The organism is Dyella psychrodurans (genome assembly GCF_003363265.1).
In the GTDB taxonomy this organism is placed as follows: Bacteria; Pseudomonadota; Gammaproteobacteria; order Xanthomonadales; family Rhodanobacteraceae; genus Dyella_B; species Dyella_B psychrodurans.
On the sequence record NZ_QRBF01000003.1, the window covers coordinates 478,884 to 502,816 of the forward strand.

At 63.2% G+C, this 23,933-nt stretch carries 21 protein-coding genes, 1 other RNA gene and 1 pseudogene; 15 read left to right on the forward strand and 8 right to left on the reverse strand.

Going from position 1 to position 23,933, the window contains the following annotated elements; genetic code table 11:
- Window positions 1-34: 34 nt before the first annotated feature.
- The 4 genes from DWU99_RS11215 (at window position 35) to DWU99_RS11230 (ending at window position 4,844) form a co-directional block, all read left to right on the forward strand.
- Entirely contained in the window at window positions 35-1,327 is a 1,293-nt protein-coding gene (locus DWU99_RS11215; protein WP_115478099.1) for an SDR family oxidoreductase, read from the forward strand.
- Complete coding sequence (locus DWU99_RS11220; RefSeq protein ID WP_115478100.1) at window positions 1,324-1,800, forward strand: DUF2269 family protein; 477 nt, start codon at window positions 1,324-1,326, stop codon at window positions 1,798-1,800. The genes DWU99_RS11215 and DWU99_RS11220 overlap by 4 nt, the downstream gene beginning before the upstream one ends.
- A gap of 121 nt (window positions 1,801-1,921) precedes the next feature.
- Window positions 1,922-3,778, forward strand: a complete 1,857-nt coding sequence (locus DWU99_RS11225; protein ID WP_115478101.1) for a M1 family metallopeptidase — start codon at window positions 1,922-1,924, stop codon at window positions 3,776-3,778.
- 76 nt (window positions 3,779-3,854) lie between these two features.
- Complete coding sequence (locus DWU99_RS11230) at window positions 3,855-4,844, forward strand: alpha/beta fold hydrolase (protein WP_233511050.1); 990 nt, start codon at window positions 3,855-3,857, stop codon at window positions 4,842-4,844.
- A 196-nt stretch (window positions 4,845-5,040) separates the two neighbouring features.
- Here DWU99_RS11230 and DWU99_RS11235 read toward each other — a convergent pair whose 3' ends face one another.
- The 6 genes from DWU99_RS11235 to ttcA all read right to left on the reverse strand — a co-directional run bounded on the left by DWU99_RS11235 (window position 5,041) and on the right by ttcA (window position 10,037).
- Window positions 5,041-5,619, reverse strand: a complete 579-nt coding sequence (locus tag DWU99_RS11235) for a methyltransferase family protein (protein WP_115478103.1) — start codon at window positions 5,617-5,619, stop codon at window positions 5,041-5,043.
- A 30-nt stretch (window positions 5,620-5,649) separates the two neighbouring features.
- Complete coding sequence (locus DWU99_RS11240) at window positions 5,650-5,952, reverse strand: YciI family protein (protein ID WP_115478104.1); 303 nt, start codon at window positions 5,950-5,952, stop codon at window positions 5,650-5,652.
- Between the two features lie 25 nt (window positions 5,953-5,977).
- Window positions 5,978-6,745 carry a M48 family metallopeptidase gene (locus tag DWU99_RS11245; protein ID WP_233511052.1) on the reverse strand — a complete coding sequence of 256 codons (768 nt, stop codon included), beginning with the start codon at window positions 6,743-6,745 and terminating at the stop codon, window positions 5,978-5,980.
- A 130-nt stretch (window positions 6,746-6,875) separates the two neighbouring features.
- Window positions 6,876-7,793, reverse strand: a complete 918-nt coding sequence (locus DWU99_RS11250) for a recombination-associated protein RdgC (RefSeq protein WP_115478202.1) — start codon at window positions 7,791-7,793, stop codon at window positions 6,876-6,878.
- 104 nt (window positions 7,794-7,897) lie between these two features.
- The gene (locus DWU99_RS11255) at window positions 7,898-9,097 is read right to left on the reverse strand and encodes an amino acid aminotransferase (RefSeq protein WP_115478106.1); all 1,200 of its coding nucleotides are present in this window, start codon (window positions 9,095-9,097) and stop codon (window positions 7,898-7,900) included.
- 55 nt (window positions 9,098-9,152) lie between these two features.
- Window positions 9,153-10,037: a tRNA 2-thiocytidine(32) synthetase TtcA gene (ttcA, locus tag DWU99_RS11260; protein ID WP_115478107.1), complete on the reverse strand. Its 885-nt coding sequence runs from the start codon at window positions 10,035-10,037 to the stop codon at window positions 9,153-9,155.
- 106 nt (window positions 10,038-10,143) lie between these two features.
- On the opposite strand from ttcA, the gene DWU99_RS11265 reads away from it, so the two are divergent.
- Together DWU99_RS11265 and DWU99_RS11270 are read left to right on the forward strand one after the other, a co-directional pair.
- On the forward strand, window positions 10,144-10,350 hold the full coding sequence (locus DWU99_RS11265; protein WP_115478108.1) for a YdcH family protein: 207 nt from the start codon (window positions 10,144-10,146) through the stop codon (window positions 10,348-10,350).
- Between the two features lie 4 nt (window positions 10,351-10,354).
- Window positions 10,355-10,942: pseudogene (locus DWU99_RS11270) on the forward strand (GNAT family N-acetyltransferase); the annotation flags it as partial.
- 5 nt (window positions 10,943-10,947) lie between these two features.
- On the opposite strand, the gene DWU99_RS11275 reads toward DWU99_RS11270, so the two are convergent.
- Together DWU99_RS11275 and pssA are read right to left on the reverse strand one after the other, a co-directional pair.
- Window positions 10,948-11,024, reverse strand: a non-coding RNA gene (locus DWU99_RS11275) — sX9 sRNA.
- A gap of 70 nt (window positions 11,025-11,094) precedes the next feature.
- Window positions 11,095-12,492, reverse strand: coding sequence for a CDP-diacylglycerol--serine O-phosphatidyltransferase (pssA, locus tag DWU99_RS11280; protein WP_115478109.1), 1,398 nt, complete (start codon window positions 12,490-12,492; stop codon window positions 11,095-11,097).
- A 666-nt stretch (window positions 12,493-13,158) separates the two neighbouring features.
- Between pssA and DWU99_RS11285 the strand changes: the two genes are divergently transcribed.
- The 9 genes from DWU99_RS11285 to ilvB all read left to right on the forward strand — a co-directional run bounded on the left by DWU99_RS11285 (window position 13,159) and on the right by ilvB (window position 23,926).
- Complete coding sequence (locus DWU99_RS11285) at window positions 13,159-14,766, forward strand: 2-isopropylmalate synthase (RefSeq protein ID WP_115478110.1); 1,608 nt, start codon at window positions 13,159-13,161, stop codon at window positions 14,764-14,766.
- A complete protein-coding gene (locus DWU99_RS11290) occupies window positions 14,763-15,755 on the forward strand; it encodes a branched-chain amino acid transaminase (RefSeq protein WP_115478111.1) in 993 nt (330 codons plus the stop codon). The genes DWU99_RS11285 and DWU99_RS11290 overlap by 4 nt, the downstream gene beginning before the upstream one ends.
- Window positions 15,752-17,164 (forward strand): 3-isopropylmalate dehydratase large subunit, encoded by a 1,413-nt coding sequence (gene leuC, locus DWU99_RS11295; protein WP_115478112.1) that lies wholly within the window; start codon window positions 15,752-15,754, stop codon window positions 17,162-17,164. Before DWU99_RS11290 ends, leuC begins: the two co-directional genes overlap by 4 nt.
- Window positions 17,161-17,745 (forward strand): 3-isopropylmalate dehydratase small subunit, encoded by a 585-nt coding sequence (gene leuD, locus DWU99_RS11300; protein WP_115478113.1) that lies wholly within the window; start codon window positions 17,161-17,163, stop codon window positions 17,743-17,745. The genes leuC and leuD overlap by 4 nt, the downstream gene beginning before the upstream one ends.
- A complete protein-coding gene (gene leuB, locus DWU99_RS11305) occupies window positions 17,742-18,833 on the forward strand; it encodes a 3-isopropylmalate dehydrogenase (RefSeq protein ID WP_115478114.1) in 1,092 nt (363 codons plus the stop codon). Before leuD ends, leuB begins: the two co-directional genes overlap by 4 nt.
- 11 nt (window positions 18,834-18,844) lie before the next feature.
- Window positions 18,845-20,548: a dihydroxy-acid dehydratase gene (ilvD, locus tag DWU99_RS11310; protein ID WP_115478203.1), complete on the forward strand. Its 1,704-nt coding sequence runs from the start codon at window positions 18,845-18,847 to the stop codon at window positions 20,546-20,548.
- Window positions 20,545-21,561, forward strand: coding sequence for a ketol-acid reductoisomerase (ilvC, locus tag DWU99_RS11315; RefSeq protein ID WP_115478115.1), 1,017 nt, complete (start codon window positions 20,545-20,547; stop codon window positions 21,559-21,561). Before ilvD ends, ilvC begins: the two co-directional genes overlap by 4 nt.
- An 81-nt stretch (window positions 21,562-21,642) precedes the next feature.
- Window positions 21,643-21,957, forward strand: coding sequence for a VOC family protein (locus DWU99_RS11320; RefSeq protein WP_115478116.1), 315 nt, complete (start codon window positions 21,643-21,645; stop codon window positions 21,955-21,957).
- A gap of 106 nt (window positions 21,958-22,063) precedes the next feature.
- Window positions 22,064-23,926, forward strand: coding sequence for a biosynthetic-type acetolactate synthase large subunit (gene ilvB / locus DWU99_RS11325; protein ID WP_115478117.1), 1,863 nt, complete (start codon window positions 22,064-22,066; stop codon window positions 23,924-23,926).
- Window positions 23,927-23,933: the final 7 nt, after the last annotated feature.

Genomic DNA, 23,933 nt, shown 5'->3' on the forward strand with positions numbered 1-23,933 from the left:
TGTTGAAACCATTGCGCGACACGGAGGGTGGCTCATGCGCGTATTGGTTGTGGGTGCGTACGGATTCATTGGCGCGCATATCACTGCCGCATTGACGGCGGCGAAGCATGAAGTTGTCTGCGCGGTGCGTGGCGCACGCATCGATTCGCGTTTCCCGGGTCTCAAAGCCGTGTCATGCGACATGGCGCGGGACACGACCATTTCCGACTGGCTGCCACGGCTGGAACACATAGATGCCGTGGTCAATTGCGCCGGCATTCTTCGCGAAGATGGCGACAACACTTTCCAGGCCGTGCACGAAGAGGCGCCCTTGGCGTTGTTCCGCGCGTGCGTGGAACAAGGCATACGACGCGTGATCCAGATCTCCGCGCTGGGCGACCCCGCGGACGGCGAATTCATCGCTTCCAAGCATCGCGGCGATGCAGCGCTTTCAAACCTGGCGCTGGATTGGCTGATATTGCGACCGTCGCTGGTTTACAGCACGTACGGCTCGTACGGAGGAACATCGCTATTGCGTGGCCTCGCGGCACTGCCGTGGGTGTTGCCCCTGCCAGGCAAGGGCGAGCAGCAACTGCAACCCTTGTCGGCGAACGACGTGGGAGCGGCGGTAGTCGCGGCGCTGGCGACTACCGCGAGTACACGGCAAGTCATCGAACTGGTCGGTCCTGAAATACTGAATTTGCGCGACTATCTGCTCGCATGGCGGCGCTGGCTGGGTTTCGCCGCGCCACGCATTTGGAGCATCCCTTCGTTTCTGGGGCGGATCGCGGCGGCAGCAGGCGAACGATTGGGGCGCGGCCCACTGGGCCAGACCATCTCACGCATGCTCGAACGCGGCAATATCGGCTCGGCCGATGCGCTGGAGCACATGCGTAGCAATCTCGGCCTCGAGCCTCGCAGATTGATACAAGTCCTCGACGAATCACCAAGCCAGGTGCAGGATCGCTGGCACGCACGCCTTTATTTCCTATTGCCGCTGCTGCGCGTATCGATCGCACTCTTGTGGATCTGTTCGGGCGTCGTTGGGTGGTGGCTGCCCGATGCCAGGATTTTGCATGCCGCACCTGGACATGCATTGTCGCCCGACGCTTCGCTCGTACTGGCAAGAACGACCGCCACCGCCGACCTGTTGCTGGGCACGCTATGCATCCTGCGCTGGCACTCGACGTTCGTGCTGTCCTTGATGCTGGCGATGTTGTTGGGCTACACGATTGGCATTGGCGTACTCTGGCCGACGCACTGGCTCGATCCCTTTGGCGGCCTGCTCAAGAACCTGCCGCTCATCTTCGCATTGACCATTCTGATTGCGACCGAAGAACGCCGATGAACGCATACGTTTTGCTGAAAACGCTGCACATTCTCTCTTCGACGCTCTTGTTCGGAACGGGACTCGGCACTGCGTTTTTCATGTGGTTCACGCATCGCACCGGTGAAGTCGCCGCGATCGCGACCGCCGCGCGACTGACCGTGCGTGCCGATTTCCTGTTCACCACACCGGCTGTGATCGTGCAGCCGATCACCGGCTATCTGCTGATGCGCCTGATGGGCTTCGATCTGCATGCATCCTGGCTACAGGCTGCCATGCTGCTTTATCTGTTTACCGGCATGTGCTGGTTGCCGGTGGTGTGGCTGCAATGGCGCGCGTCTCAATTGGCCGCTACGGCGTTACGTGAGCGAACCGCATTGCCAGTCACGTATTTCCATTACATGCGCATCTGGTTTGCGCTCGGCTGGCCGGCTTTTTTGTCGGTCATCGCGATTTTCTGGCTGATGGTGGCAAAGCCACCGCTCTGGAATTGAACTGGGGTCGTATCCGGACGCCCCCACAGCGCCTGAACTGCCCTGACGGACTTCCGCCACGGGGCAGGAAGGGGATGGGAGTGGCATACTCGCCGCTCCCAAAACCCTCCGGAAGTCGCAGATGTCCCCGCTCCGCACCCTGGCCCTTGGCGCCCTGCTATTGCCCGTGGCCGCCTATGCCAACGATCCCTATTCCTACGCCCAGCCCGACGAAGTGCGCGTCACTCATCTGGATCTGAAGCTGGCGCTGGACTTCCCGCACCGCCAGCTCGACGGCCAGGCCACGCTGGCGCTGGACTGGAAGGATGCCAAGGCAACCTCGCTGGTGCTCGACACGCGCGACCTGACGATCGCCAGCGTGGAGGCCGTCGACGCGAAGGGCAAGACATCGGCGTTGCAGTACGCGCTGGCGCCGCGCGACAAGCAGCTGGGCAGCAAGCTGTCCATCCAGACGCCGCAGCGACCGCATGAAGTGCGCATCGTCTACACCACATCGCCCGATGCATCGGGCCTGCAATGGCTGCCGCCCGCACAGACGGCGGACAAGAAGCAGCCTTTCATGTTCTCGCAATCGGAATCCATTCACGCCCGCTCGTGGGTGCCGCTGCAGGATTCGCCGGCCGTCCGCTTCACGTACGACGCGCACGTCACCGCGCCGCAGGATGCGCGCGTGGCGATGAGCGCTCCCAACGATCCGAAGCATCCGTTGAACGGCGACTTCAGCTTCCACCAGGCGCATCCGATCCCGTCCTACCTGCTGGCGATTGCCGCGGGCGATCTGGATGTGAACGAAACCGGTGCGCGTTCGGCGGTGTATGCGGAGCCTTCAGTAGTCGGCAAGGCAGCGCATGAGTTTGAAGACACCGAGAAGATGATCCAGACCGCCGAGAAGCTCTACGGCCCGTATCGCTGGGGCCGTTACGACATTCTCGTGCTGCCGCCGAGCTTCCCGTATGGCGGCATGGAAAATCCGAACATGACCTTCGCCACGCCGACCGTACTGGTGGGCGACAAGAGCCTGGTCTCGCTGGTCGCGCATGAATTGGCGCACTCGTGGTCCGGCAACCTGGTGACCGCCGCATCGTGGCGCGACATCTGGCTCAACGAAGGCGTAACCACTTACGTGCAGGGCCGTATCACCGAAGCGCTGTACGGCAAGCGCCAGGCCGATGAAGAAGCGCTGCTCGACATCCACACCTTGCAGCGGGAAATCGGCACGATGCCGGCGAATGCGCAGCGTCTTGCTCCCAAGCCCGGGGGCATCGACGCCGACGATTCGCTCTCAGACGTCGCTTACAACAAAGGCTCGTGGTTCCTGCGCACGCTTGAGCAACGCTACGGCCGCGAGACCTTCGACAATTATCTCAAGAGCTACTTCAATCACTTCGCATTCCAGAGCATCACCACCGAACAGATGCTGGATTTCCTCAAGCCGAACCTGATCGACAAGTACCCCGGCAAAATGAGTTGGGATGAAGTGCAGGATTGGGTCTACGGCGCCGGCATTCCGAAGGATGCGCCGATTCCCGATTCACCGCGCTTCGATGCCATCGACAAGGAACGCAGCGCTTTCCTCGCCGGCACATCGACTGCCGACCAACTGGACGCGAAAGGCTGGAACACGCAGGAATGGATGTATTTCCTCGACGGCATGCCGGCCACGCCGTCGCTGGATAAGATGCAAGCCATCGACGCCGCATGGCACCTCACCGGCACGCCGAACGCGGAAATCGGCATGCGCTGGTACGTACATGCCATCGCCGCGGGCGACAAGGCCGTGTGGCCGGCCGCCGCCGAGCACATGACGCGCATCGGCCGCCTGTATCTGACCATGCCTGTCTACGTGGCGCTGAGCAAGACGCCGGACGGTCTCGCTTTTGCCGAGCAGGTGTATGCGAAGGCGAAGGATGGCTATCACCCCTTGACGCAACAAGCCGTGGAAGCGTTGTTTGCGAAAGCGAAGTCCGGCAAGCATTGAAGTTTGATACAGCTCGTCATTCCGGCCTGCGCCGGGATGACGAATAAAGTTCCGTCTACGCGCGAGCATTTTTACGATGAGCACACCACCAAACCCCAATGCCCGTCCTTTGTGGCAGCGCATGTTGATACGCCGGCTTAAATTCATCGGCATTGTCGTTGCGCTGCTGATCGTCGTGCTGGGCGGCAGTTATCTGTTCGCACCGCAGTGGCTGATCAAGGCCAGCTACATGCGCGAGGCGATGAATGCGCAGCTGGAGAAGCATTCCGTGCAGGCCGGCGACACGCAGTGGGTGTATTACGAAGGCGGCCAAGGACCGACCATCATCCTGCTGCACGGCTTTGTCGCGAACAAGGAAGTGTGGCTGAAAGTCGCGCCGCTACTCACGGCGCACTTCCATGTCGTCATCCCCGACCTGCCGGGCTGGGGCGAATCGTCCCGCATTCCCAATGCCAGCTACAACATCGACAACCAGGCGGACCGTCTGAACGACTTCATCCAGACGCTGCATCTTCAACATGCGCTGATCGTGGGGCATTCGATGGGCGGCGCGATCGCCGGCGTGTATGCCGCGGAACATCCGAATGACATCGCCGAATTGGCCCTGATCGATTCGTTCGGCCTGAAGTTCAAGGAAAACGACTTCGCCAAGGAAGCGATGGCCGGCACCGATCCCTTTATTTACAACGACCGCCCGGGCTTCGAGCGCGCCACCGCGCTGGCGTTCGAGCATGTGCCGGACATTCCCGGACGCTTCATCGATGTCTTCATCAAGGAAAACATCGCCAACCGCGCGTTCATCGAAAGCACGTTCAAGGAACTGCGCGAAGATTCGCAGGTGTCGTCACTGCAGAATCGCCTCGACAAACTGACCATGCCGACGCTGGGCCTGTGGTGCCGCGACGACAAGATCATCGACATATCCGCATTGGAAAGCCTGCGCGACGGCCTCACGCATGCACCTTCCATCAGCACCAGCATTTTCAACGGCTGCAATCACATGCCGCAATTGGAAAAGCCCAAGGAATTCGCGCAGGCGCTGACCAGCTTTGCGCTGGCGCACTGATGTCCGGGGTACGCGCCTGAAGTCCCGCAGGATACCGACGCCATCTGCGCTGGAAAGCCAGATGGCACCGCTCGTATCAAGCCATCAGCCTGCCATCTTGGACGACGCAAGCTCGGAGGTGTTGCGACCGGTTCCGGCGACGTGAAGTGCACATGAAGTTTGCGGCAGACGCATCGCAATTGATTGCGCAGGCGTGTCAGATCACCCAAGGCACCAATGCCTTTACCCTTTGCATGTAGTCGCGGTATTGCTGACCAAACAGCTCGCACAGCCAGCGCTCCTCCAGTCGCAGTTTGCGCCAGAACGAGAACCCGACAATCACGGTCGCAAGCAATGCACGCCATAGGCCAATGGCCAACGCCGTGCCGAAGAAAGCAAGCAGAAGACCCGTATAAATGGGATGCCGCACGAGACTGTAGGGACCGCGCACGATCAACTCGTGGTCCTGCTTCAGCTGCACCACCCCGCTCCAGTTGCGGCCCAGCGCAACGCGTGCCCAGCAAGAGAAGGCGAGGCCGGCGACGGTCAACAAAAAGCCCAGCCACACGACCCACCCTTTTTCGGGCACGAAGCGCTCGTCCAGAAAAGTGCCGTGAAATGCGCGAATGTTTTGCAGCAGCAATACCGCCACCATCAACGGCAGCATGTATTTGCCGAAACGCGACAGTCCTGATTCAACGCGCACGGCGCGTTTTACGTGAAGCGCACTGATCCCCCAGTACGCGAGCCAGAGCAGCCACATACCGCCGAACAGATACCCGAACGGAATCGACATCGCCCACCCCTCTTGGTGAAGGGCTTCAGTTTATCCCTGCTGCGGCAACACGGCGCGCATCGGATGGATGTCGAACTGGAACCCCAGGTTGGCTTTGCAGACAGGATCTTCGTGCACCAGCGACTCGGGCGATACATCGTCGGGCAGTTGCAGCACGAGAATGCCGTATGCGCCCTTCGGATCGGCGACCGGACCGAACACCACGGCGTAACCTTCCTTCATGCGTTCGCGCCAATAGTTGGCATGCGATTGCATCAACGCGGATTCTTCGGGTGTGATATCGGCAGGGAACGTTGCGCGTGGCGGCTGCAATGTACAGAAGAAGTGGCGCATGTCCGCTCCCCGTATGACGCGATGTTCAGTCGGCGACGTCGGCGATCAGCCGGTCCAGCTCGGCCTTCAGCGTTGCACCGTTCTGGCGCAGCCAGTCGCGCTGTTCGCGCCAATCCGGAAAGATGGATTCGACATGTGCCCAGAAGCGCGGCGAGTGGTTGCGTACTTTCAGATGGCACAGTTCGTGTGCAAGCACGTAACGCAAAGCAGCGGGAGGCGCGAGCGCGAGCGCGAGATCGAGATTGATGCGATCGCGCGTGTCGAGGCTGCCCCACAAACTCTTCATGGGGCGAATGCGCAACGCCGTCGGCGCAAGGCCGAGTTGCGGGACGTAACCGGCCAGCCAGCGAGATACATCGCGGCGGATCTGCGTTTCGAAGTACGACGCCAACAGGCCCCGCGCAACCGGCAGCGCACGGCTGTGCGGACGCGGAATTTCCAGCGTGAGCGCCCCGTCATACGCAACGACGCGCGGGTAGGCGCCTTCGGCCCAATCCAGCGTCGCAATCTCGCCACGCAAGGGAAATTCGATCGGCGCACCGACACGCAGCGGAGGCAACGGTTCGACGACGAGATTGAGCTCGTCGAGTTTCCTTTCCAGCCAGTCCGCGTTGTGACGCAGGAACGCATTGACCTGCGACGGATGCGTGCCCTGCGGATACGTGATGCGCGCACCTTTCGGCGACACGGTAAGACGCAGCCGGCGCGCCCGCGGGTGCGCCGCTTTGAGCACGCGAATCGTGTTGCCGCTGGGGGTTGCCAGCTCCAGCCAGTCGCCGTCGAGATACGCCATGATCCTGCCCTTCGGTACTACCGCCGGGGGCCAAAACGATCCCCGGGTCCCGAGCAGGATGTGGGGCGGCGGGGCCCCTACGCAAGGGCTTTTTTGCCTGCCTCGCCGGAAGCCCTATCTGGCGCGCGTCTCAACCGTCCTTGGGACGGGGAAGGCCGAACCATTCCTCCAGTTTGGCCAGCAGACGCTCCAGTTCCAGGGTCAAAAGGGCGAACCGGGCGTCCATTTCGGCGGCGGCGTCCTGCTGGCCGTCGCCCAGCTCATCGAGCACTGCGTCGAGGAATTTCAGCTTGCGGATGACCAGGTCTTCGCCCAGCACGAAGCTGATGCGATCGTCGAACACCAGGCCCAACTGGAACACTTGCTTGCCATTGCGCAGGTGCTCCTTCACTTCTTCCGCATCGAGATCCTGACGGCGGCAGCGCGCAATGGCACCGGTGGCCGTTGCCGGATCGCGCAGTTCGCATTCGTCGCCCAGCACGAGCCCACCGGGCAGCTTGCCGTTGGCGAGCCAATCGGTCATCAACACGCGCGGGCCTTCTTCGGGCGCAAGCGGCACGGCGGGAAAACTGCCGAGCGCCTCGCGCACCTGCGTGAGCGCATTTTCAGCGGACTTGCGACTCGCCGTGTCGAGCACCAGCCAACCATGCTTGCGATCGACATAGGCGGACATGCGCGAGCTGCGCACGAAAGCGCGCGGCAGCAATTCGGTGAGCAGATCTTCCTTGATGCGCTTGCGCTCGCGGCCGCCGACCTTGCGGCCTTCTTCTTCGGCGATCTTCTGCACTTTGCGCTGCAACTCGTCGTTGACCACCGCTGCGGGCAAGAGCTTTTCTTCACTACCGACCGTCAGCAGCGTGCACGCGTTTACCGCATGCGTCATCGCAGCATCCTCGCCACGGCCGACCGGCGGCACGAAACCGCGCGTGCCCATTTCCAATGGGCCGCACGGGCGCAGACGATGCTCGCCCAGCGCTTCATCGAGGCGTTTCAGATCTTCGGCAACAGCGGGGGAAAAACGGAACAGCGTAAGGTTGCGAAAAAACATGAAGACCTTGTCTTGGTTACTGCGCTCGAACAAGCAGCGCAATTTCGCTCCGACTCCTCTCCCTGCTTCGCGCAGGGGAGGAAGAGTCGCGGCGAGATGGAGTGTTAACGAATGACGGCGGTGACCGCCGCGACGACGTTGTCGAGGTTGCTACGATTCAACGCAGCCACGCAGATGCGGCCCGTGCCGATCGCATAGATGGCATGCTCTTCACGCAGCTTGTCCACCTGCGCTTTGCTGAGACCGGAATAAGAGAACATGCCCGCCTGCTTCTGGATGAAGCCGAATTGCGGCGCACCGTTCGCGGCCAGCTTTTCCACCATGCCTGCGCGCATCGCGTGAATGCGCTCGCGCATCTCGGTCAATTCCTGCTCCCATAGCGCGCGCAACTCGTTGCTGTTGAGCACGCCGGCCACCAGTGCGCCGCCATGCGTGGACGGACTGGAATAGATCGAGCGGATGATGCGCTTGACCAGCGACTGCACGCGCAGCGCTTCTTCGCGATGGGCACCCACCACGGACAACGCACCCACGCGCTCGCCGTACAGCGAGAACGACTTGGAATACGAGTTGGCGACCACGAACGACTCAATGCCCGATTCGGCGAACAGGCGCACCGCCGCCGCATCCGCGTCGATGCCCTTGTCGAAGCCCTGATACGCCATGTCGATGAAAGGCATCAGGCCGCGATCCTTGACCAGCGCAACCACCTGCTTCCACTGCTCGACGGTGAGATCCACGCCCGTGGGGTTGTGGCAGCACGCGTGCAACAGCACCACGGTGCCGGGCTCGAGCTTGCCCAGATCGGCCAGCATGCCGGCGAAATCGAGACCGTGCGTAGCGGCGTTGTAATACGCGTAATCGAGCACTTCGAATCCCGCCGCGGCGAACACCACGCGATGGTTTTCCCAACTCGGCGTGCTGATCGCGACCTTGGCTTTCGGCAGCGCATTGCGCAGCAGTTCCGCGCCGACGCGCAGCGCACCGCTGCCGCCCACGGTCTGCGAGGTCGCGACGCGGCCGGCCGCCAGCAACGGCGAATCCGCGCCGAACACCAGCTTCTGCGTGGCCTGGTTGTACGCCGCCAGGCCGTCGATCGGCAGATAACCGCGCGGCTTGGCCTCGCGCGCCAGCGCCTCTTCCACTTCGCGCACGGCGCGCAGCAGCGGAATGCGGCCGCTTTCGTCGTAATAGATGCCCACGCCCAGGTTGACCTTGCCGGGACGCGTATCGGCCACGAATGCTTCGGTGAGGCCCAGGATCGGATCGCCCGGGGTCATTTCAACGGATGCAAAGAGGGACACGGCTTTACTCGATGTGATAGATGGATAGATGGACGTCTAAACGTCCGCCGTAATATTAATGGTTGTTCTCGCCTTCGGCTCCCGCCAGCCAGCCATGCGCATCGGCACGCTGGGCGCCTTCGCGCGAACCCAGGTTCGCGAAGTCGAACAGCTGACGATCGGCAAGCTGCGAGGGTGCCACATTCCCGAGCGCGCGAAAAATGGTTTCGCTGCGCCCCGGGTTCTGGCGCTCCCACTCGTGCAACATGCGACTGACCGCCTTGCGCTGCAGATTCTCCTGCGAACCGCAGAGGTTACAGGGAATGATCGGAAACTGCCTGTACGCCGCGTAATCGGCGATGTCGCTTTCCTTGCAGTAAGCCAGCGGCCGGATGACGACGTGGCGTCCATCGTCCGAACGCAACTTCGGCGGCATCGCCTTCAGACTCGCCTGATAGAACAGATTCAGGAAAAACGTCCCGAGAATGTCGTCGCGGTGATGCCCCAGCGCGATCTTCGTGACGCCGTTGGCCACCGCCCACGCGTACAGCGCGCCGCGGCGCAGCCGCGAACACAGGCTGCACATGGTCTTGCCCTCGGGAATGACCCGCGTCACGGTGCTGTAAGTATCCTGCTCGATAATGTGAAACGGTACGCCGCGTTCGGTGAGGTACTGCGGCAGCACGTGCTCGGGAAAGCCCGGTTGCTTCTGATCGAGATTCACCGCGATCAGTTCGAAGCGCACCGGTGCCTTCGCCTGCAGCGACAGCAGGATGTCCAGCATCGTGTACGAGTCCTTGCCGCCGGACAGGCACGCCATCACCTTGTCGCCGTCTTCGATCATGTTGAAGTCGGCGACCGCCTGACCCACCTGATGGCGCAGGCGTTTGGCCAGCTTGCCGGCCTCGTAGGCCTGCTTGCGGGTCGTTTCAGGTTGAATGACGTCGGGATGGGCGGACATGGCTGGAGCGTCGGGCGGGCAAGCGCATAGTGTACCCGCCTCTCCCTCGCCATTCCGGCGCGCTACAATTGTCTATCTTCCGCCGCCCTTGCGATTGATTGCGCCCATGCAGGCCCAGGATCCGTCTCAGATCGTCCATCTGCTGGCCGAACTGCGCCAGGAGCATCGCGACCTGGATGCGGCGATCGAAAAGCTGGCAGCTTCGCTCGGCAGCGACGAACTGCAGATCACCCGCATGAAGAAGCGCAAGCTGCTGTTGAAAGACACCATCGCGCGGCTGGAAAGCAAGCTGATCCCCGACCTCGACGCCTGATCCGATGCCCACCCTGACCCCGGTCTCCCTTCAGGACGAACACGTCCTGCTCGAACCCCTCGGCCTGCACCACGCCCCTTCTCTGGAGGCCGCCGCCGCGGACGGCAAGCTCTGGGAACTGTGGTTCACCAGCGCTCCCGCTCCCGGGCAGGCACGGGCGTATATCGAAAAGGCGCTGGACGGCCTCGCCGCCAACGCCATGCTGCCGTTCGCGGTGCGCGAAAAAAGCAGTGGCGATATCGTCGGCACCAGCCGCTTCTACGAATTCGATCCCGCGTTGCCGCGCATCGCCATCGGCTACACGTGGTACGCCAGGCGCTGGCAGAAAAGCCATCTGAACACCGCGTGCAAACGCCTGTTGCTTCAGCACGCCTTCGAAACCCTGCAATGCGTCGCGGTGGAATTCCACACGGATGGGCGCAACCTCGATTCGCAACGCGCCATAGAACGCCTCGGCGCCCGCCGCGACGGTGTGCTGCGCGCCCATAAGCGTCGCCCGGACGGCACGCTACGCGATACGGTGTGCTACTCGATCATTGCCAGCGAATGGCCCGACGTGTCGCGCTGGCTGGAGATGCGCCTGGCGAGGCTCAGAGCCGCTAACAAAACGTAGCGAGCGGTCGTCAGGTGGGTGCGGGCGGCGCGCAGGAACCGGAGTGTACTGGGGTGTACATGAGGATTCCGAGCACCGACCGCGCCCGCCTGGCGGCCGCGCAGTAGTTTTGTTAGCGACTCTTAGCCCGCTCAAAGCAGGCGATTGAGCAGACGATCCAGTCGCACCCGGCTGAGTCGGCGCAGCAATGTACGCACGTCGCGCGGATAGTGGCGCGGGTTATCGAGTGCGTAGTAATCGTCCAGCCGCGTGGCGTGACGACGCAATGCCATCCACTCCGCTTCATGTCGCGCCGTCAGCAAGCGGGACGGATCGCGCAGCAGCAGACCGTTTTCCAAGTCGAGCGCCCACGCGCGAGGATTGAGATTGTTACCGGTGACGACGGCAATCTCGTCGTCGATCAACAATCCTTTCAAGTGATAGCTGTTGTCGCCATCGCGCCACAGCCAGATGTTCAGCTGGCCGCGCTCGATGTGTGTGCGATGAAGCCGTGCAAAGCGGCGAAGATTGCTTTCGTATAGATACGGCAACAATCCGATCTTGCGGAAAGGCTCACTCGGCGGAATGTAGAAATCGTTCGCGGTCTTGTCGCCCACCATGATGTCGATGGTGCACCCGCGACGCAGCAGATGGCCCAGCACCGTGCGCACGGGCCTGGGCAGATTGAAGTAAGGCGTGAACAGCACGACGCGTCGACGCGCACCGCGCAACAGCGCCAGCAGCACCTCGTTGAGCTGATTGTCGCTGCGGCCGAAGCCGACCAGCGGCGTCACCGCTACCGCGACTTCCGGCAACGGTTCGCGCGGCACCTGATACTGCGCGTGCTGCAATTCCCGCCGCAGATGCCTTACCGGATTTTGCAGATCGCGGGTGGACGGCAAGGGCTGTTGATCCAATCGGATCACAGCCTCGTTGCTGCGAAGGTGCCGATGCACGAACCCCGCAAGGCTGTCGGCGAGCCCCGCATGGTGCAGCAGATGATAGCGATCGAGCCGGTAGCGCCCATGTCGCGCCAGATACACGTCATTGATGCTGGCACCGCTGTACAGCACCTTATCGTCGATCACAAAGCCCTTCAGATGCAGCACGCCGAACAACTCGCGGTTCTGCACCGGCACGCCGTAGATCGCGACGCCGTCGCCGAACTGTGCGGCATAGTGGCGATACATCGCGCCATTGCCTTCGCTGGCCGCCTTGCCGATCAGGCCGCGCCGGGCGCGGTGCCAATCGACGTAAACCTCCACTTCGAGCGCGGGGTTGGCCTTGTGCGCGGCATATAGTGCGTCCAACACCTCGCGGCCGGCATCGTCGTCCTGCAGATACAGCGCCACGATGACGATCCGCCGCCTCGCCTGCGCGATCAGCGCCAGCAATGTCTCGCGAAACGCAGCCGGTCCATTCAGAACCCGGATACGGTCTGCCGGCACCGCAAAGGCGTGCAGCGCGTCCAGCTTCGGGCGCACGGAACGGCCCAGTGGCAACAAGCGCCGGGCCAGACGGTGGGGCATCGGTAAGTTGGGAACATTCATGACGCCATGGTAGCGAGTCCCTCGCAGGGCTCAATCCACTGCGGCCGCGGCCACTCGCACTGGCAAGCCTTGGCTTGAAACGGGTCGATGCCCTGTCGGATGAAACGCATGTTGCTACGAGCCAGGTGAGGATCGTGTAGCGGGAGATTAGTCCACCTCATTGCGCACACTCGCCTGCATTTATCGTGATGCTGATCGTCCTTTGGCCACGCCATGACGTACAAAACACACGCAAAACATCGATCAGGAACATGCATGGCAACTTTTTTATTGGTTTCTTTTGAAACGAATAAATGCGAAATGTGTTGGTACATATGGACGTCCAGCCGTCCGTACGCGAACGAATTGGCAATTGGGAAAAATTTTCATAAAAAAATGATTGACACACCGTCAAGGCCTGCCTTAGGGTCGACGACATGCCGCAGCGCAACAGCCACCGCTATGTGACCCGAGCAATCCGTCCCCCGACGGTCACGGACATGCTGCCGTTCGCAGGCCTCCTTCTTATTTCCCTTGTACTCGTACTCCTTATTACTAACGGAGGTGCGGGCTGAGGGCGCGTGTCCAGGTAAAGCAAAACTGACCTAGATACCCTGAAGAACCCCGCACCCGAACAGGATGCGGGGTTTTTTGTTGCCCTCGGCACCGCCCAAAACGGAGCCAGGCATGACCACCGAAACAGCACAACCGAAAGACCAGGGCGAGGCCGGCGACAACGCCGAAGATCGCGTACGCATCTTCGACACCACCCTGCGCGATGGCGAACAGGCGCCCGGTTTCTCCATGGATCGACGGGCCAAATTGTGCATGGCACAAGCCCTGGAAACCCTGGGCGTGGACATCCTCGAAGCGGGCTTTCCGCAGGCTTCGCCGGACGATTTCGCGGCCGTTGAAGAAATCGCGCGAACGTTGCGCAACACCACCGTGTGCGCACTCGCGCGCTGCCAGAACGGCGACATCGACACGTCCGCGCGTGCGCTGGAACGCGCGCATCGCTCGCGCATTCACCTGTTCCTTTCCACCAGCCCGCTGCATCGCGAACACAAGCTGGGCATGAGCAAATCGCAGGTGCTCGAAACGGCCGTAGCCTCGATCGAGCGCGCGCGCAAATACTGCGCCGACGTCGAATTCTCCGCCGAAGACGCGCTGCGCACCGAACCCGATTTCCTGGTCGAAGTGTTCAGCGCGGCCATTGCCGCAGGCGCGACCACGCTCAATGCACCCGACACCGTGGGTTACACCACGCCCGCCGAAATGGTGGAGCTCTTCACGTACCTGCGGAAAAACGTTCGCGACGCGCACAAAGCCGTATTTTCCACGCATTGTCACGACGATTTGGGGATGGCCGTGGCCAACAGCCTTGCTGCAGTCAGCGCGGGCGCCCGGCAGGTGGAATGCACCATCAACGGCATCGGCGAACGCGCCGGCAATGCCGCGCTGGAAGAAATCGTGATGGCGCTGAAGGTTCGCGCGCCGCATTTCGGCCTGCGCACGGGCATCGACACGCGCAAGCTCTATCCCACCTCGCGCCTGCTCACGCAGGTCACCGGGCAAGCCGTACCTCGCAACAAGGCGGTCGTGGGCGAGAACGCTTTCGCGCACGAATCGGGCATCCATCAGCACGGCATGCTCAAGCACCGCGGCACCTACGAAATCATGCGTCCGCAGGATGTGGGCATCGCCGAAACGACACTGGTGCTGGGCAAGCATTCCGGCCGCCATGCGTTGCGCCAACGCCTGCAAACGCTCGGACATGCCGTGGACGAATCCGCGATGGACGACATCTTCGCGCGCTTCAAGGCGCTGGCCGACCGCAAGCGCGAGATCCGCGATGAAGACCTCGAAGCGCTGGCGCTCGGCCAGGACCCGGATGCAAAAGGTCCGTGGCATCTGGACCAGCTCAACACCAGCTCGCATCTGGGCGGCAGCGCGTCGGCCACGGTGAAGCTGAGCCACGAAGACGGCCGCGAAGTGGGCGAGGCCGCCATCGGCGACGGTCCGGTGGATGCCGTGCTGCGCGCGATCGAACGCGCCACCGGCACCGACATGGTGCTGACACGCTTCCAGGTTCGGGCGATCAGCGAGGGTGGCGACGCGCAAGGCCAGGCGCAGCTCACCGCGCGTCACGCACAGCGCGACTGGAATGGCAGCAGCGTCAGCACCGACATCATCGAGGCGACCGCGCACGCGGCGCTCGCCATCGTCAATCGCATCGAACGGCAGTCCGGCGAACGCCCTGCCCCAGTCCTGAAGTCGCGAGGAGTTTCCGCATGAGCACGCCCTTCCTTTGGCACAACGGCCGCATCAAGCCATGGGCCGAGGCCACCGTTCACGTCAGCACGCATGCGCTGCACTACGGCTCCTCAGTGTTCGAAGGCGAGCGTGTGTATGCGACACCGGAAGGGCCTGCCTATTTCCGCCTCGCCGATCACACGCGCCGCCTGTTCGAGTCCGCGCGCGTCTACGACATCGAGATCGGTTACAGCGAGCAGGAGATCGATGAAGCCTGCCTGGACTTGATTCGCGCCAACCGGATGGCATCGGCCTATGTACGGCCGATCGTGTTTCGCGGCGCCGGCGGGCTCGGCGTACTCCCCAGGGACGGCGCGCCCGTCGACGTCGCGATCATGGCTTTGGAATGGGGCGCTTATCTCGGCGACGCGGCCGAAGTGGGCGCGGATGTGTGCGTGTCGTCGTGGAATCGCCCCGCACCGAATACCTTTCCGAGCTGGGCGAAAGCCGGTGGCAACTACCTCAGCAGCCAGCTGATCGGATTGGAAGCGCGCCGTGGCGGTTTCGACGAAGGCATCGCGCTGGGCTACAACGGCCTGCTGAGCGAAGGCGCGGGCGAAAACCTCTTCCTGGTCAAGCGCGGCAAGTTGCTCACGCCGCCGTCGAGCGCGGGCATTCTCGCCGGTATCACGCGCGACACGGTGATCACGCTCGCCAACGATCTCGGCATCGCCGTGGAAGAACGCGACCTGCCGCGCGAAGCGCTGTATTCGGCCGACGAAGTGTTCATGACCGGCACCGCCGCGGAAATCACGCCGGTGCGTTCCGTCGACCGCAAGAAGGTCGGCAGCGGCACCCCTGGCCCGATCACGCGCGCATTGCGCGATGCCTTCTTCGGCCTGTTCGACGGTCGTACGCAAGACCGTTACGGCTGGCTCACGCATGTATCGGGCGCGGTCGCCCCCGACCACGAAAGTCAAAACGCGGCCAGCCATGGCCGCGCTTCTCAACCACAGCAGGTCACTGCATGACGCCTCGTACGCTATTCGAAAAAATCTGGGGCGCCCATGTGGTCGCACCCGAAACCGACGACACGCCCTCGGTGCTGTACATCGATCTGCACCTGGTACACGAAGTCACCTCGCCACAGGCCTTCAGCGAACTGCGTTCGCGCGGCCTGAAACTGCGTCGTCCTGACCGCACGCTGGCGACGCTCGACCATTCCACGCCCACGCTGCCCCCTGCGGCGAACGGCGAGCGTCCCTACACCAACGCCGAAGCGAAGGCACAGGTGGCGCAGCTGGAAGCGAATTGTCGCGAATTCGGCGTGCGGCTCTACGGATGGGATAGCCAGGACCGCGGCATCGTGCACGTCATCGGCCCTGAGCTCGGCGCCACGCAACCGGGCATGACCATCGTTTGCGGCGACAGCCACACCTCGACCCATGGCGCGTTCGGCGCACTCGCGTTCGGCATCGGCACCACCGAAGTCGGTCACGTGATGGCCACGCAATGCCTGCTGCAACGCAAGCCGAAAACCTTCGCCATCCATGTCGACGGCAAGTTGCCGCGCGGCGTCGGCGCGAAGGACCTGATCCTGCACATCATCGGCGAGATCGGCGTGGATGGCGGTACCGGCTACGTTCTGGAATATCGCGGCGAAGCCATCGAGGCGCTGTCGATGGAAGAGCGCATGACGGTGTGCAACATGTCGATCGAAGCCGGCGCACGCGCGGGGCTTATCGCGCCGGATGAAACCACGTTCGCCTGGCTGAAAGGCCGTTCCAACGCGCCGCAGGGTGCGGCATGGGATGCAGCCGTCAATCGTTGGCGCGCATTGCGCACCGATGCCGGCGCCGAATACGACCGCGAAGTGCGCATCGACGCCAGCCAGATTCGGCCGACGGTCACCTACGGCACGCATCCGGGCATGGCGATTGCGATGGACAAACCCGTGCCCGCCGCGCGCAACGCGCCGGAGCAACGTGCGCTCGATTACATGCAGGTCAAACCGAATCAGCCGATGCAAGGCACGGCGGTCGATGTCGTGTTCATCGGCAGCTGCACCAACTCGCGCCTTTCCGACCTGCGCGAGGCCGCCAACGTGTTGCGCGGCAGGAAGGTTGCCAAGGGCGTGCGCGTGCTGGTGGTGCCAGGCTCCGAAGCCGTGCGCCGCGATGCCGAGCGCGAAGGTCTGCACGAAGTATTTCTCGCCGCGGGCGCCGAGTGGCGCATCCCGGGCTGCTCGATGTGCATCGCGATGAACGGCGATCTCGCGCAACCGGGACAGCTCGTCGTGAGCACGTCCAACCGCAATTTCGAAGGCCGCCAGGGCAAGGGTGCACGCACCGTGCTGGCAAGCCCTGCCACAGCTGCCGCATCCGCCATCGCCGGCGCGATTGCCGACCCGCGCGAATACCTGACGGAGGTGGCCGCATGAAGCCCGTAACACGCATCCATTCGCGCACCGCTGTGCTGGTCGACGAAAACATCGACACCGACCGCATCATCCCCGCGCGCTTCCTCACCACCACCGAGCGCAGTGGCCTGGGCAAGCATTGCTTCCAGGATTGGCGCTACAGCCAGGACGGCAGCGACAACCCGGCTTTCCCGCTCAACAAGCCCGAAGCGCGCGGCTGCAGCATCCTCGTCGCCGGCCGCAACTTCGGTTGCGGTTCGTCGCGCGAGCACGCGCCATGGGCGCTGCTCGATTACGGCATCCAGGCGGTGCTGTGCAGCGAGATCGCAGACATCTTCCGCGGCAACGCACTGAAGAACGGCCTGCTCGCCATTGTGCTGGACGAAGCGGAGCACCGCTGGCTGCTCAAGAACCCCGGCATCGAACTGTCCATCGACGTGCGCGAGCAAGCCATCGAACTGCCCGACGGCGGTCGCATCCGCTTCCAGCTCGAACCGTTCGCGCGGCATTGCCTGCTCAACGGCGTGGATCAGCTCGGCTTCCTGCTGCAGCAGGAAGCAACCATCACTCAATACGAACAGCAACAGGAGAAGGCGGCATGAAGGCGCGTATCGTTACCCTGCCCGGCGACGGCGTAGGCCCGGAAGTCACCGATGCGGCCGTTGCCGTATTGCAGGCCGTTGCCGAGCGCAGCGGTCACACCTTCGCATTCGAATCCCACGCCATTGGCGGTTGCGCCATCGACGCGACCGGCGAGCCGCTGCCTGCCGCGACGCTGGCGGCATGCAAGCAGGCCGATGCGGTGTTGCTCGGCGCGGTCGGCGGTCCGAAGTGGTCCGACCCGCAGGCGAAAGTGCGTCCCGAACAAGGGCTGCTGGCGTTGCGTGCGGCGCTCGGCGTCTTCGCGAATCTGCGTCCGCTGCACGTGCATCCGGCGCTGGCATCGCTCTCGCCGCTCAAGAACGAGAAGCTCAAGAACGTCGACGTGCTGTTCGTGCGTGAACTGACCGGCGGTGCATATTTCGGCGCCAAGACGCGCACAACCGATACAGCAACGGACGAATGCAAATACACCGTCGCGGAGGTCGAGCGTGTGACGCGTCGCGCCTTCGAACTGGCGCGCGAACGCCGCCAGCACGTCACTTCGGTAGACAAGGCCAATGTGCTGGAAACCTCGCGCCTGTGGCGCAGCACGGTTACGCGTATCGCCGCTGAATATCCCGATGTGAAGCTGGAACATCAGCTGGTCGACTCGATGGCAATGCTGTTGCTGACGCAGCCGTCGCGCTACGACGTGATCGTCACGGAAAACCTGTTCGGCGACATTCTCACCGACGAAGCTGCTGCGCTGGCCGGATCGCTCGGCCTGCTGCCTTCCGCTTCGCTGGGTGAAGGCAAGGTCGGTCTGTACGAACCCATCCACGGTTCGGCGCCGGATATCGCCGGCCACGGCGTTGCCAATCCGCTGGGTGCGATTCTTTCCGCCGCGCTGCTGCTGCGTCATTCGCTGGACCTGGACGTCGAAGCCACCACGATCGAAGCCGCCGTGAGCCATGTGCTGACCAACGGCCCACACAGCCGCGATATCGGCGGCAGAGCAGGCACCCGCGAAATCTGCGATGCCGTGATCGAAGCGCTGGACGACGTCGCCACGCCCGCCTTTCTGTGCGGCCTGCGCGCGTGCGGCTGAGCGAGGACACGATGCGTAGCGATCTGATCAAAACCGGCCCCGACCGCGCACCCGCACGCGCGATGCTGCGTGCGACGGGCTTGCAAGACAGCGACATCACCAAGCCGCTGGTTGCCGTGGTGCATACGTGGTCCAACGTCAGTCCGTGCAACTTGAACCTGCGCGAACTGGCCGAACACGCCGCCGCCGGCATCCGTGCCGCGGGCGGCACGCCGATCGAGTTCAACACGATTGCCGTCACCGACGGCATCGCGATGGGCACGCCCGGCATGCGCGCGTCGCTGATCAGCCGCGAGGTGATCACCGATTCGATCGAGCTGGCCGTCGACGGCCACTGCCTCGATGCGATGGTGGTGCTGTGCGGCTGCGACAAGACCATTCCCGCCGCGGCGATGGCGATGGCGCGCCTGAACATTCCCGCGGTCGCGCTGTACGGCGGCAGCATTGCGCACGGCACGCACAACAATCATCCGATCACCATCCAGCAGGTGTTCGAAGCCGTCGGCGCACACGGCGCCGGCAAGATCGACGACGCCGAACTGACGGCGGTCGAGAAAGACGCATGCCCGGGTGCCGGTGCATGCGGCGGTCAATTCACCGCCAATACGATGGCGATGGTGATGCAGACCCTGGGACTGTCGCCCATGGGTTTCAACGACATTCCCGCGACACATCCGGCCAAGACGCATGCCGCGTTCCGCTGCGGCGAGTTGGTGATGGATTGCCTGCGCCAGCAGCGCAAACCGCTCGATATGCTCAATACCACCGCCTTCCGCAATGCCGCGCGCATGGTCGCCGCCACCGCGGGCTCCACCAATGCCGTGCTGCATTTGCTGGCGATTGCGAGGGAAGCGGGTGTGCCGTGGACGATCGAGGATTTCGAACCGGCATCCGTCCACACGCCGGTGATCGCCGATCTGCTGCCGGGCGGCCGCTACACCGCCGTGGAATTGTTCGGCGCAGGCGGCAGCGCACGTGTTGCGCAAGAGCTGATCGCAGCGGGCATGCTCGAAGACGGCGCCACGGTCACGGGCCGTAGCCTGTTCGAAGAATGCGCCGCCGCACCGCGAGCCGAAAAGCAGGACGTCGTGCATCCCGTGCAGCAGCCGCTGAAGCCGCGCGGCGGCTACTCGATTCTCTACGGCAATCTCGCGCCCGAAGGCTGCATCCTGAAACTCGCCGGCAAGGGCGCCACGCATTTCGAAGGAAGGGCGCGCGTGTTCGAAAGCGAGGAACAGGCCTTCGCCGCCGTGCAAGCCGGCAGCATCGCCAAGGGCGACGTGCTTGTGATCCGCAACGAAGGCCCCGCCGGCGGCCCCGGCATGCGCGAAATGCTGGGTGTAACGGCGGCATTGATCGGCCGCGGTCTCGGCGACGACGTCGCACTGATCACCGACGGCCGCTTCTCCGGCGCCACACACGGCTTCATGGTCGGCCATATCGCACCCGAAGCCGCACGCGGCGGTCCGATTGCGCTCCTGCACGAAGGCGACCGCATCGTGATCGACGCACAGTCGCGCACGATTTCCACGGATGCCGATCTCGCCACGCGTCGCGCCAGCTGGCAACCGCCAGCGCCCAAGGTGACACGCGGCGCACTCGCCAAATACGCGCAACTCGTCGGCTCCGCTTCCGAAGGCGCCACCACGCATCCATCCACACACACGACCCAACCATCCGTCACATCACGTACCGACGCAGGAGTTCCCGCATGAGCACCACCGCTACCACCGATACGCTGGCCAAGGCGCGCATCGCCGTTCTCGGCTACGGCAGCCAGGGCCGCGCCCACGCCCTCAATCTCAAGGACTCCGGACTGGATGTCGTGATCGGCCTTCGCCCGAACGGACCGACCTGGAGCAAGGCCGTGGCCGATGGCTTCCACGTAGTCGAAGCCGCCGAAGCCGTGCGCGGCGCCGACCTGGTCGCGGTGCTGACGCCGGACATGGTGCAGCCGACGCTGTACAAGGAATCCATCGAGCCGAACATCAAGGCCGGCGCAGCGCTGCTGTTCGCGCACGGCTTCAACGTGCACTTCAAGCAGATCGAACCACGCAGCGACATCGACGTGATCCTGGTCGCACCGAAGGGACCGGGCGCATTGGTGCGCAGCGAATACGAACGCGGCCGCGGCGTGCCGTGCGTCTACGCCGTGCATCAGGACAAGACCGGCCACGCCGAAGAAAAAGCCAAGGCCTATGCCGCAGGCATCGGCGGCGCGCGCGCGATGCTGATCAAGACCGATTTCAAGGAAGAGACCGAAACGGATCTCTTCGGCGAACAGGCCGTGCTGTGCGGCGGCGCCAGCGAGCTGGTCATCAAGGGCTTCGAGACGCTGGTGGAAGCCGGCTATCAGCCTGAAATCGCCTATTACGAAGTGCTGCACGAACTGAAGCTGATCGTGGACCTGTTCTACGAGGGCGGCATCACGCGCATGCTGCAGTTCGTCTCCGAGACCGCGCAGTACGGCGACTACGTCAGCGGCCCGCGCGTGGTGGATTCGGCGACCAAGGAACGCATGAAGGGCGTGCTGAAGGACATTCAGGACGGCACCTTCGCGCGCAACTGGATCGCCGAGTACAACGCGGGCCTGCCCAACTACAAGAAGCTCAAGCAGGCCGATCTCGATCATCCGATCGAACAGGTCGGCGCGAAGCTGCGTGCGCGCATGCCTTGGCTGCAAACCGGTGCGAAGTCCGAGCCCGCACCGTTGAAGAAGGTCGGTTAAATCCATGCGGCGCTCTCCCACACCCCCATCCCTCCGGCAGGGAGAGCGCCGCATGGCCCTATGTCTCGACAGGAATCGCAGATGAAACGCTTCCACATCGCACTCGCCGTACGCGATCTCGATGCATCCATCGTCGACTACAGCGCGCGCCTCGGACAACGTCCGCATGCCGTGGTCGACGGCAAGTACGCGATGTGGCGCACGGACCTGCTGAATTTCTCGATCAACCAGAACCCCGATCGTGCCGGCCAGTTACGGCACATCGGCTTCGAAGACGACAGCGCACAAGGTTTCACCAGCACACCGGATGTGAACGGCATCGAGTGGGAACACTTCTCCGCCAAAGCGCAGGACGAGCGCATCGTGGAGATGTACGGAATACCAGTCAGCGCATGAAAGGCGACAGGCAAGCTTTCTGACGAAAGGCACCGACGTTCAAACCATTCGACACAACCGCAACACATGCGTTGCAAAAAACCAAGGGACCGAAGTGAACACGCCAATGCCGAAACCATCGTTCGCCGCCGACGCGGATCCCCGCGCCGTGCGTCATCCGCTCGCAGGAAAGGACCTGAGCGGTGCGGATGTCGTCGTACAAGTGCTGGCCGACGAAGGTGTCGACGTACTTTTTGGCTACTCCGGCGGTGCGATCCTGCCCGTCTACGACGCCGTGTTCCGCCATAACGCGGAACATGCGCGTCCCGACGGGAGGGAACCCATGCCGCTGATCGTGCCCGCCAACGAACAGGGCGCGGGCTTCATGGCCGCCGGCTATGCGCGCGCGTCGGGCAAGGTCGGCGTGGCCGTCGTCACCTCGGGGCCGGGCGCCACCAACATGGTGACGCCCGTGCGCGATTCGATGGCCGATTCGATTCCGGTCGTCGTGATCAGCGGGCAGGTCGCCACGCAGGCGATCGGCAGCGATGCGTTTCAGGAGGCACCGATCAGCAACATCATGAGCGCGTGCGCCAAGCATGTGTTTCTGATCACCGATGCCGCGCAACTGGAAGCCACGTTGCGCACGGCCTTCACCATCGCGCGCAGCGGTCGGCCGGGACCGGTGGTGGTGGATATTCCCAAGGATGTGCAGAACGCCACGATCCGCTTCCAGGGCGAGGGCGAGCTGCCTCTGCCTGGTTATCGCGCCCGCTTGCGCACTGTGGAACAGGCCATGCTCGACGATACGGCGTGCGCCAGGTTCTTCGATGCTCTCGCGCGCGCGGAACGTCCACTTATCTATGCGGGTGGCGGCATCGTCGCCGGCAACGCGTCGCCCGCGCTGCGCGCGTTCGTCGACGCATTCGGCGTGCCCGTCACCACGACACTGATGGGCATCGGCGGTTACGACACGACCGAACCGCTGGCCCTGCATATGCTGGGCATGCACGGTACCGCCTACGCCAATTACGCGGTGGAGGATTGCGACTTTCTGTTCACGCTCGGCGCACGCTTCGACGATCGCGTCGCCAGCGTTCCCGCACAGTTCGCACCGCGCGCGAAGTTTGTCGCGCACATCGATATCGATCCGGCGGAAATCGACAAGGTCAAACAGACCGACTGGCATCACGTGGGCCCGTTGGATCGCGCGTTACAGCGACTGATCCAGTACGGCAAGGATCATCGCATCCATCTTTCGCTGGGCGAATGGCATGCGCACGTCGCCTCGCTCAAGCGCGACCACGCGATGAACTACGATCGCGGCAGTGCGCTGATCCAGCCGTATGCGGTGCTGGAGGAAGTCAACCGTCATTCGCAAGGCCGCGCCATCGTCACCACGGGCGTGGGCCAGCATCAGATGTGGGCTGCGCAATACCTGGATTTCCGTTCGCCGCGTCACCTGCTGACATCGGGTTCGATGGGGACGATGGGTTTCGGCCTGCCGGCGGCAATCGGCGCGCAATTCGCGCAGCCCGATGCGCTGGTGATCGACGTCGATGGCGATGCCAGCATCCGCATGAATCTTGGCGAGCTGGAGACAGTCACCACCTACGGCCTGCCGCTCAAGGTGCTGGTGCTCAACAACGTCGGCGACGGCATGGTGCGCCAGTGGCAGAAGCTGTTCTTCAAGGGCCGCTTTGCGTCATCCGACAAGAGCCTCCATCGCAAGGACTTCGTCCGCGCCGCGGAAGCGGATGGATTTGCGTGGGCGCATCGTTTGGAAAACCCCGAGGAACTCGCATCGACCATCGCCGAGTTCCTCCACTTCGACGGCCCTGCCTTCCTGGAAGTGATGATCGACCCCGACGCCGGCGTATACCCGATGGTCGGCCCCGGCGCCAACTACTCGCAGATGATCACCGGCGAGTTCATTCCCGGACGGCATGCGTCGCACACGGGCGACGCCACAGCCACCGATAGCTTCTAACCCGCTC

Excerpts from the sequence above, each read along its gene's own strand:
- DWU99_RS11215 (WP_115478099.1), top strand. The coding sequence starts at position 35 with ATGCGCGTATTGGTTGTGGGTGCGTACGGATTCATTGGCGCGCATATC.
- leuB (WP_115478114.1), top strand. The coding sequence starts at position 17,742 with ATGAAGGCGCGTATCGTTACCCTGCCCGGCGACGGCGTAGGCCCGGAA.
- leuC (WP_115478112.1), top strand. The coding sequence starts at position 15,752 with ATGACGCCTCGTACGCTATTCGAAAAAATCTGGGGCGCCCATGTGGTC.
- DWU99_RS11220 (WP_115478100.1), top strand. The coding sequence starts at position 1,324 with ATGAACGCATACGTTTTGCTGAAAACGCTGCACATTCTCTCTTCGACG.
- DWU99_RS11290 (WP_115478111.1), top strand. The coding sequence starts at position 14,763 with ATGAGCACGCCCTTCCTTTGGCACAACGGCCGCATCAAGCCATGGGCC.
- ilvC (WP_115478115.1), top strand. The coding sequence starts at position 20,545 with ATGAGCACCACCGCTACCACCGATACGCTGGCCAAGGCGCGCATCGCC.
- DWU99_RS11250 (WP_115478202.1), bottom strand. The coding sequence starts at position 7,793 with ATGTTTTTTCGCAACCTTACGCTGTTCCGTTTTTCCCCCGCTGTTGCC.
- DWU99_RS11225 (WP_115478101.1), top strand. The coding sequence starts at position 1,922 with ATGTCCCCGCTCCGCACCCTGGCCCTTGGCGCCCTGCTATTGCCCGTG.
- DWU99_RS11265 (WP_115478108.1), top strand. The coding sequence starts at position 10,144 with ATGCAGGCCCAGGATCCGTCTCAGATCGTCCATCTGCTGGCCGAACTG.
- ilvB (WP_115478117.1), top strand. The coding sequence starts at position 22,064 with ATGCCGAAACCATCGTTCGCCGCCGACGCGGATCCCCGCGCCGTGCGT.
- DWU99_RS11235 (WP_115478103.1), bottom strand. The coding sequence starts at position 5,619 with ATGTCGATTCCGTTCGGGTATCTGTTCGGCGGTATGTGGCTGCTCTGG.
- DWU99_RS11320 (WP_115478116.1), top strand. The coding sequence starts at position 21,643 with ATGAAACGCTTCCACATCGCACTCGCCGTACGCGATCTCGATGCATCC.
- pssA (WP_115478109.1), bottom strand. The coding sequence starts at position 12,492 with ATGAATGTTCCCAACTTACCGATGCCCCACCGTCTGGCCCGGCGCTTG.
- DWU99_RS11230 (WP_233511050.1), top strand. The coding sequence starts at position 3,855 with ATGAGCACACCACCAAACCCCAATGCCCGTCCTTTGTGGCAGCGCATG.
- DWU99_RS11245 (WP_233511052.1), bottom strand. The coding sequence starts at position 6,745 with ATGGCGTATCTCGACGGCGACTGGCTGGAGCTGGCAACCCCCAGCGGC.
- ilvD (WP_115478203.1), top strand. The coding sequence starts at position 18,845 with ATGCGTAGCGATCTGATCAAAACCGGCCCCGACCGCGCACCCGCACGC.
- ttcA (WP_115478107.1), bottom strand. The coding sequence starts at position 10,037 with ATGTCCGCCCATCCCGACGTCATTCAACCTGAAACGACCCGCAAGCAG.
- leuD (WP_115478113.1), top strand. The coding sequence starts at position 17,161 with ATGAAGCCCGTAACACGCATCCATTCGCGCACCGCTGTGCTGGTCGAC.
- DWU99_RS11240 (WP_115478104.1), bottom strand. The coding sequence starts at position 5,952 with ATGCGCCACTTCTTCTGTACATTGCAGCCGCCACGCGCAACGTTCCCT.
- DWU99_RS11285 (WP_115478110.1), top strand. The coding sequence starts at position 13,159 with ATGACCACCGAAACAGCACAACCGAAAGACCAGGGCGAGGCCGGCGAC.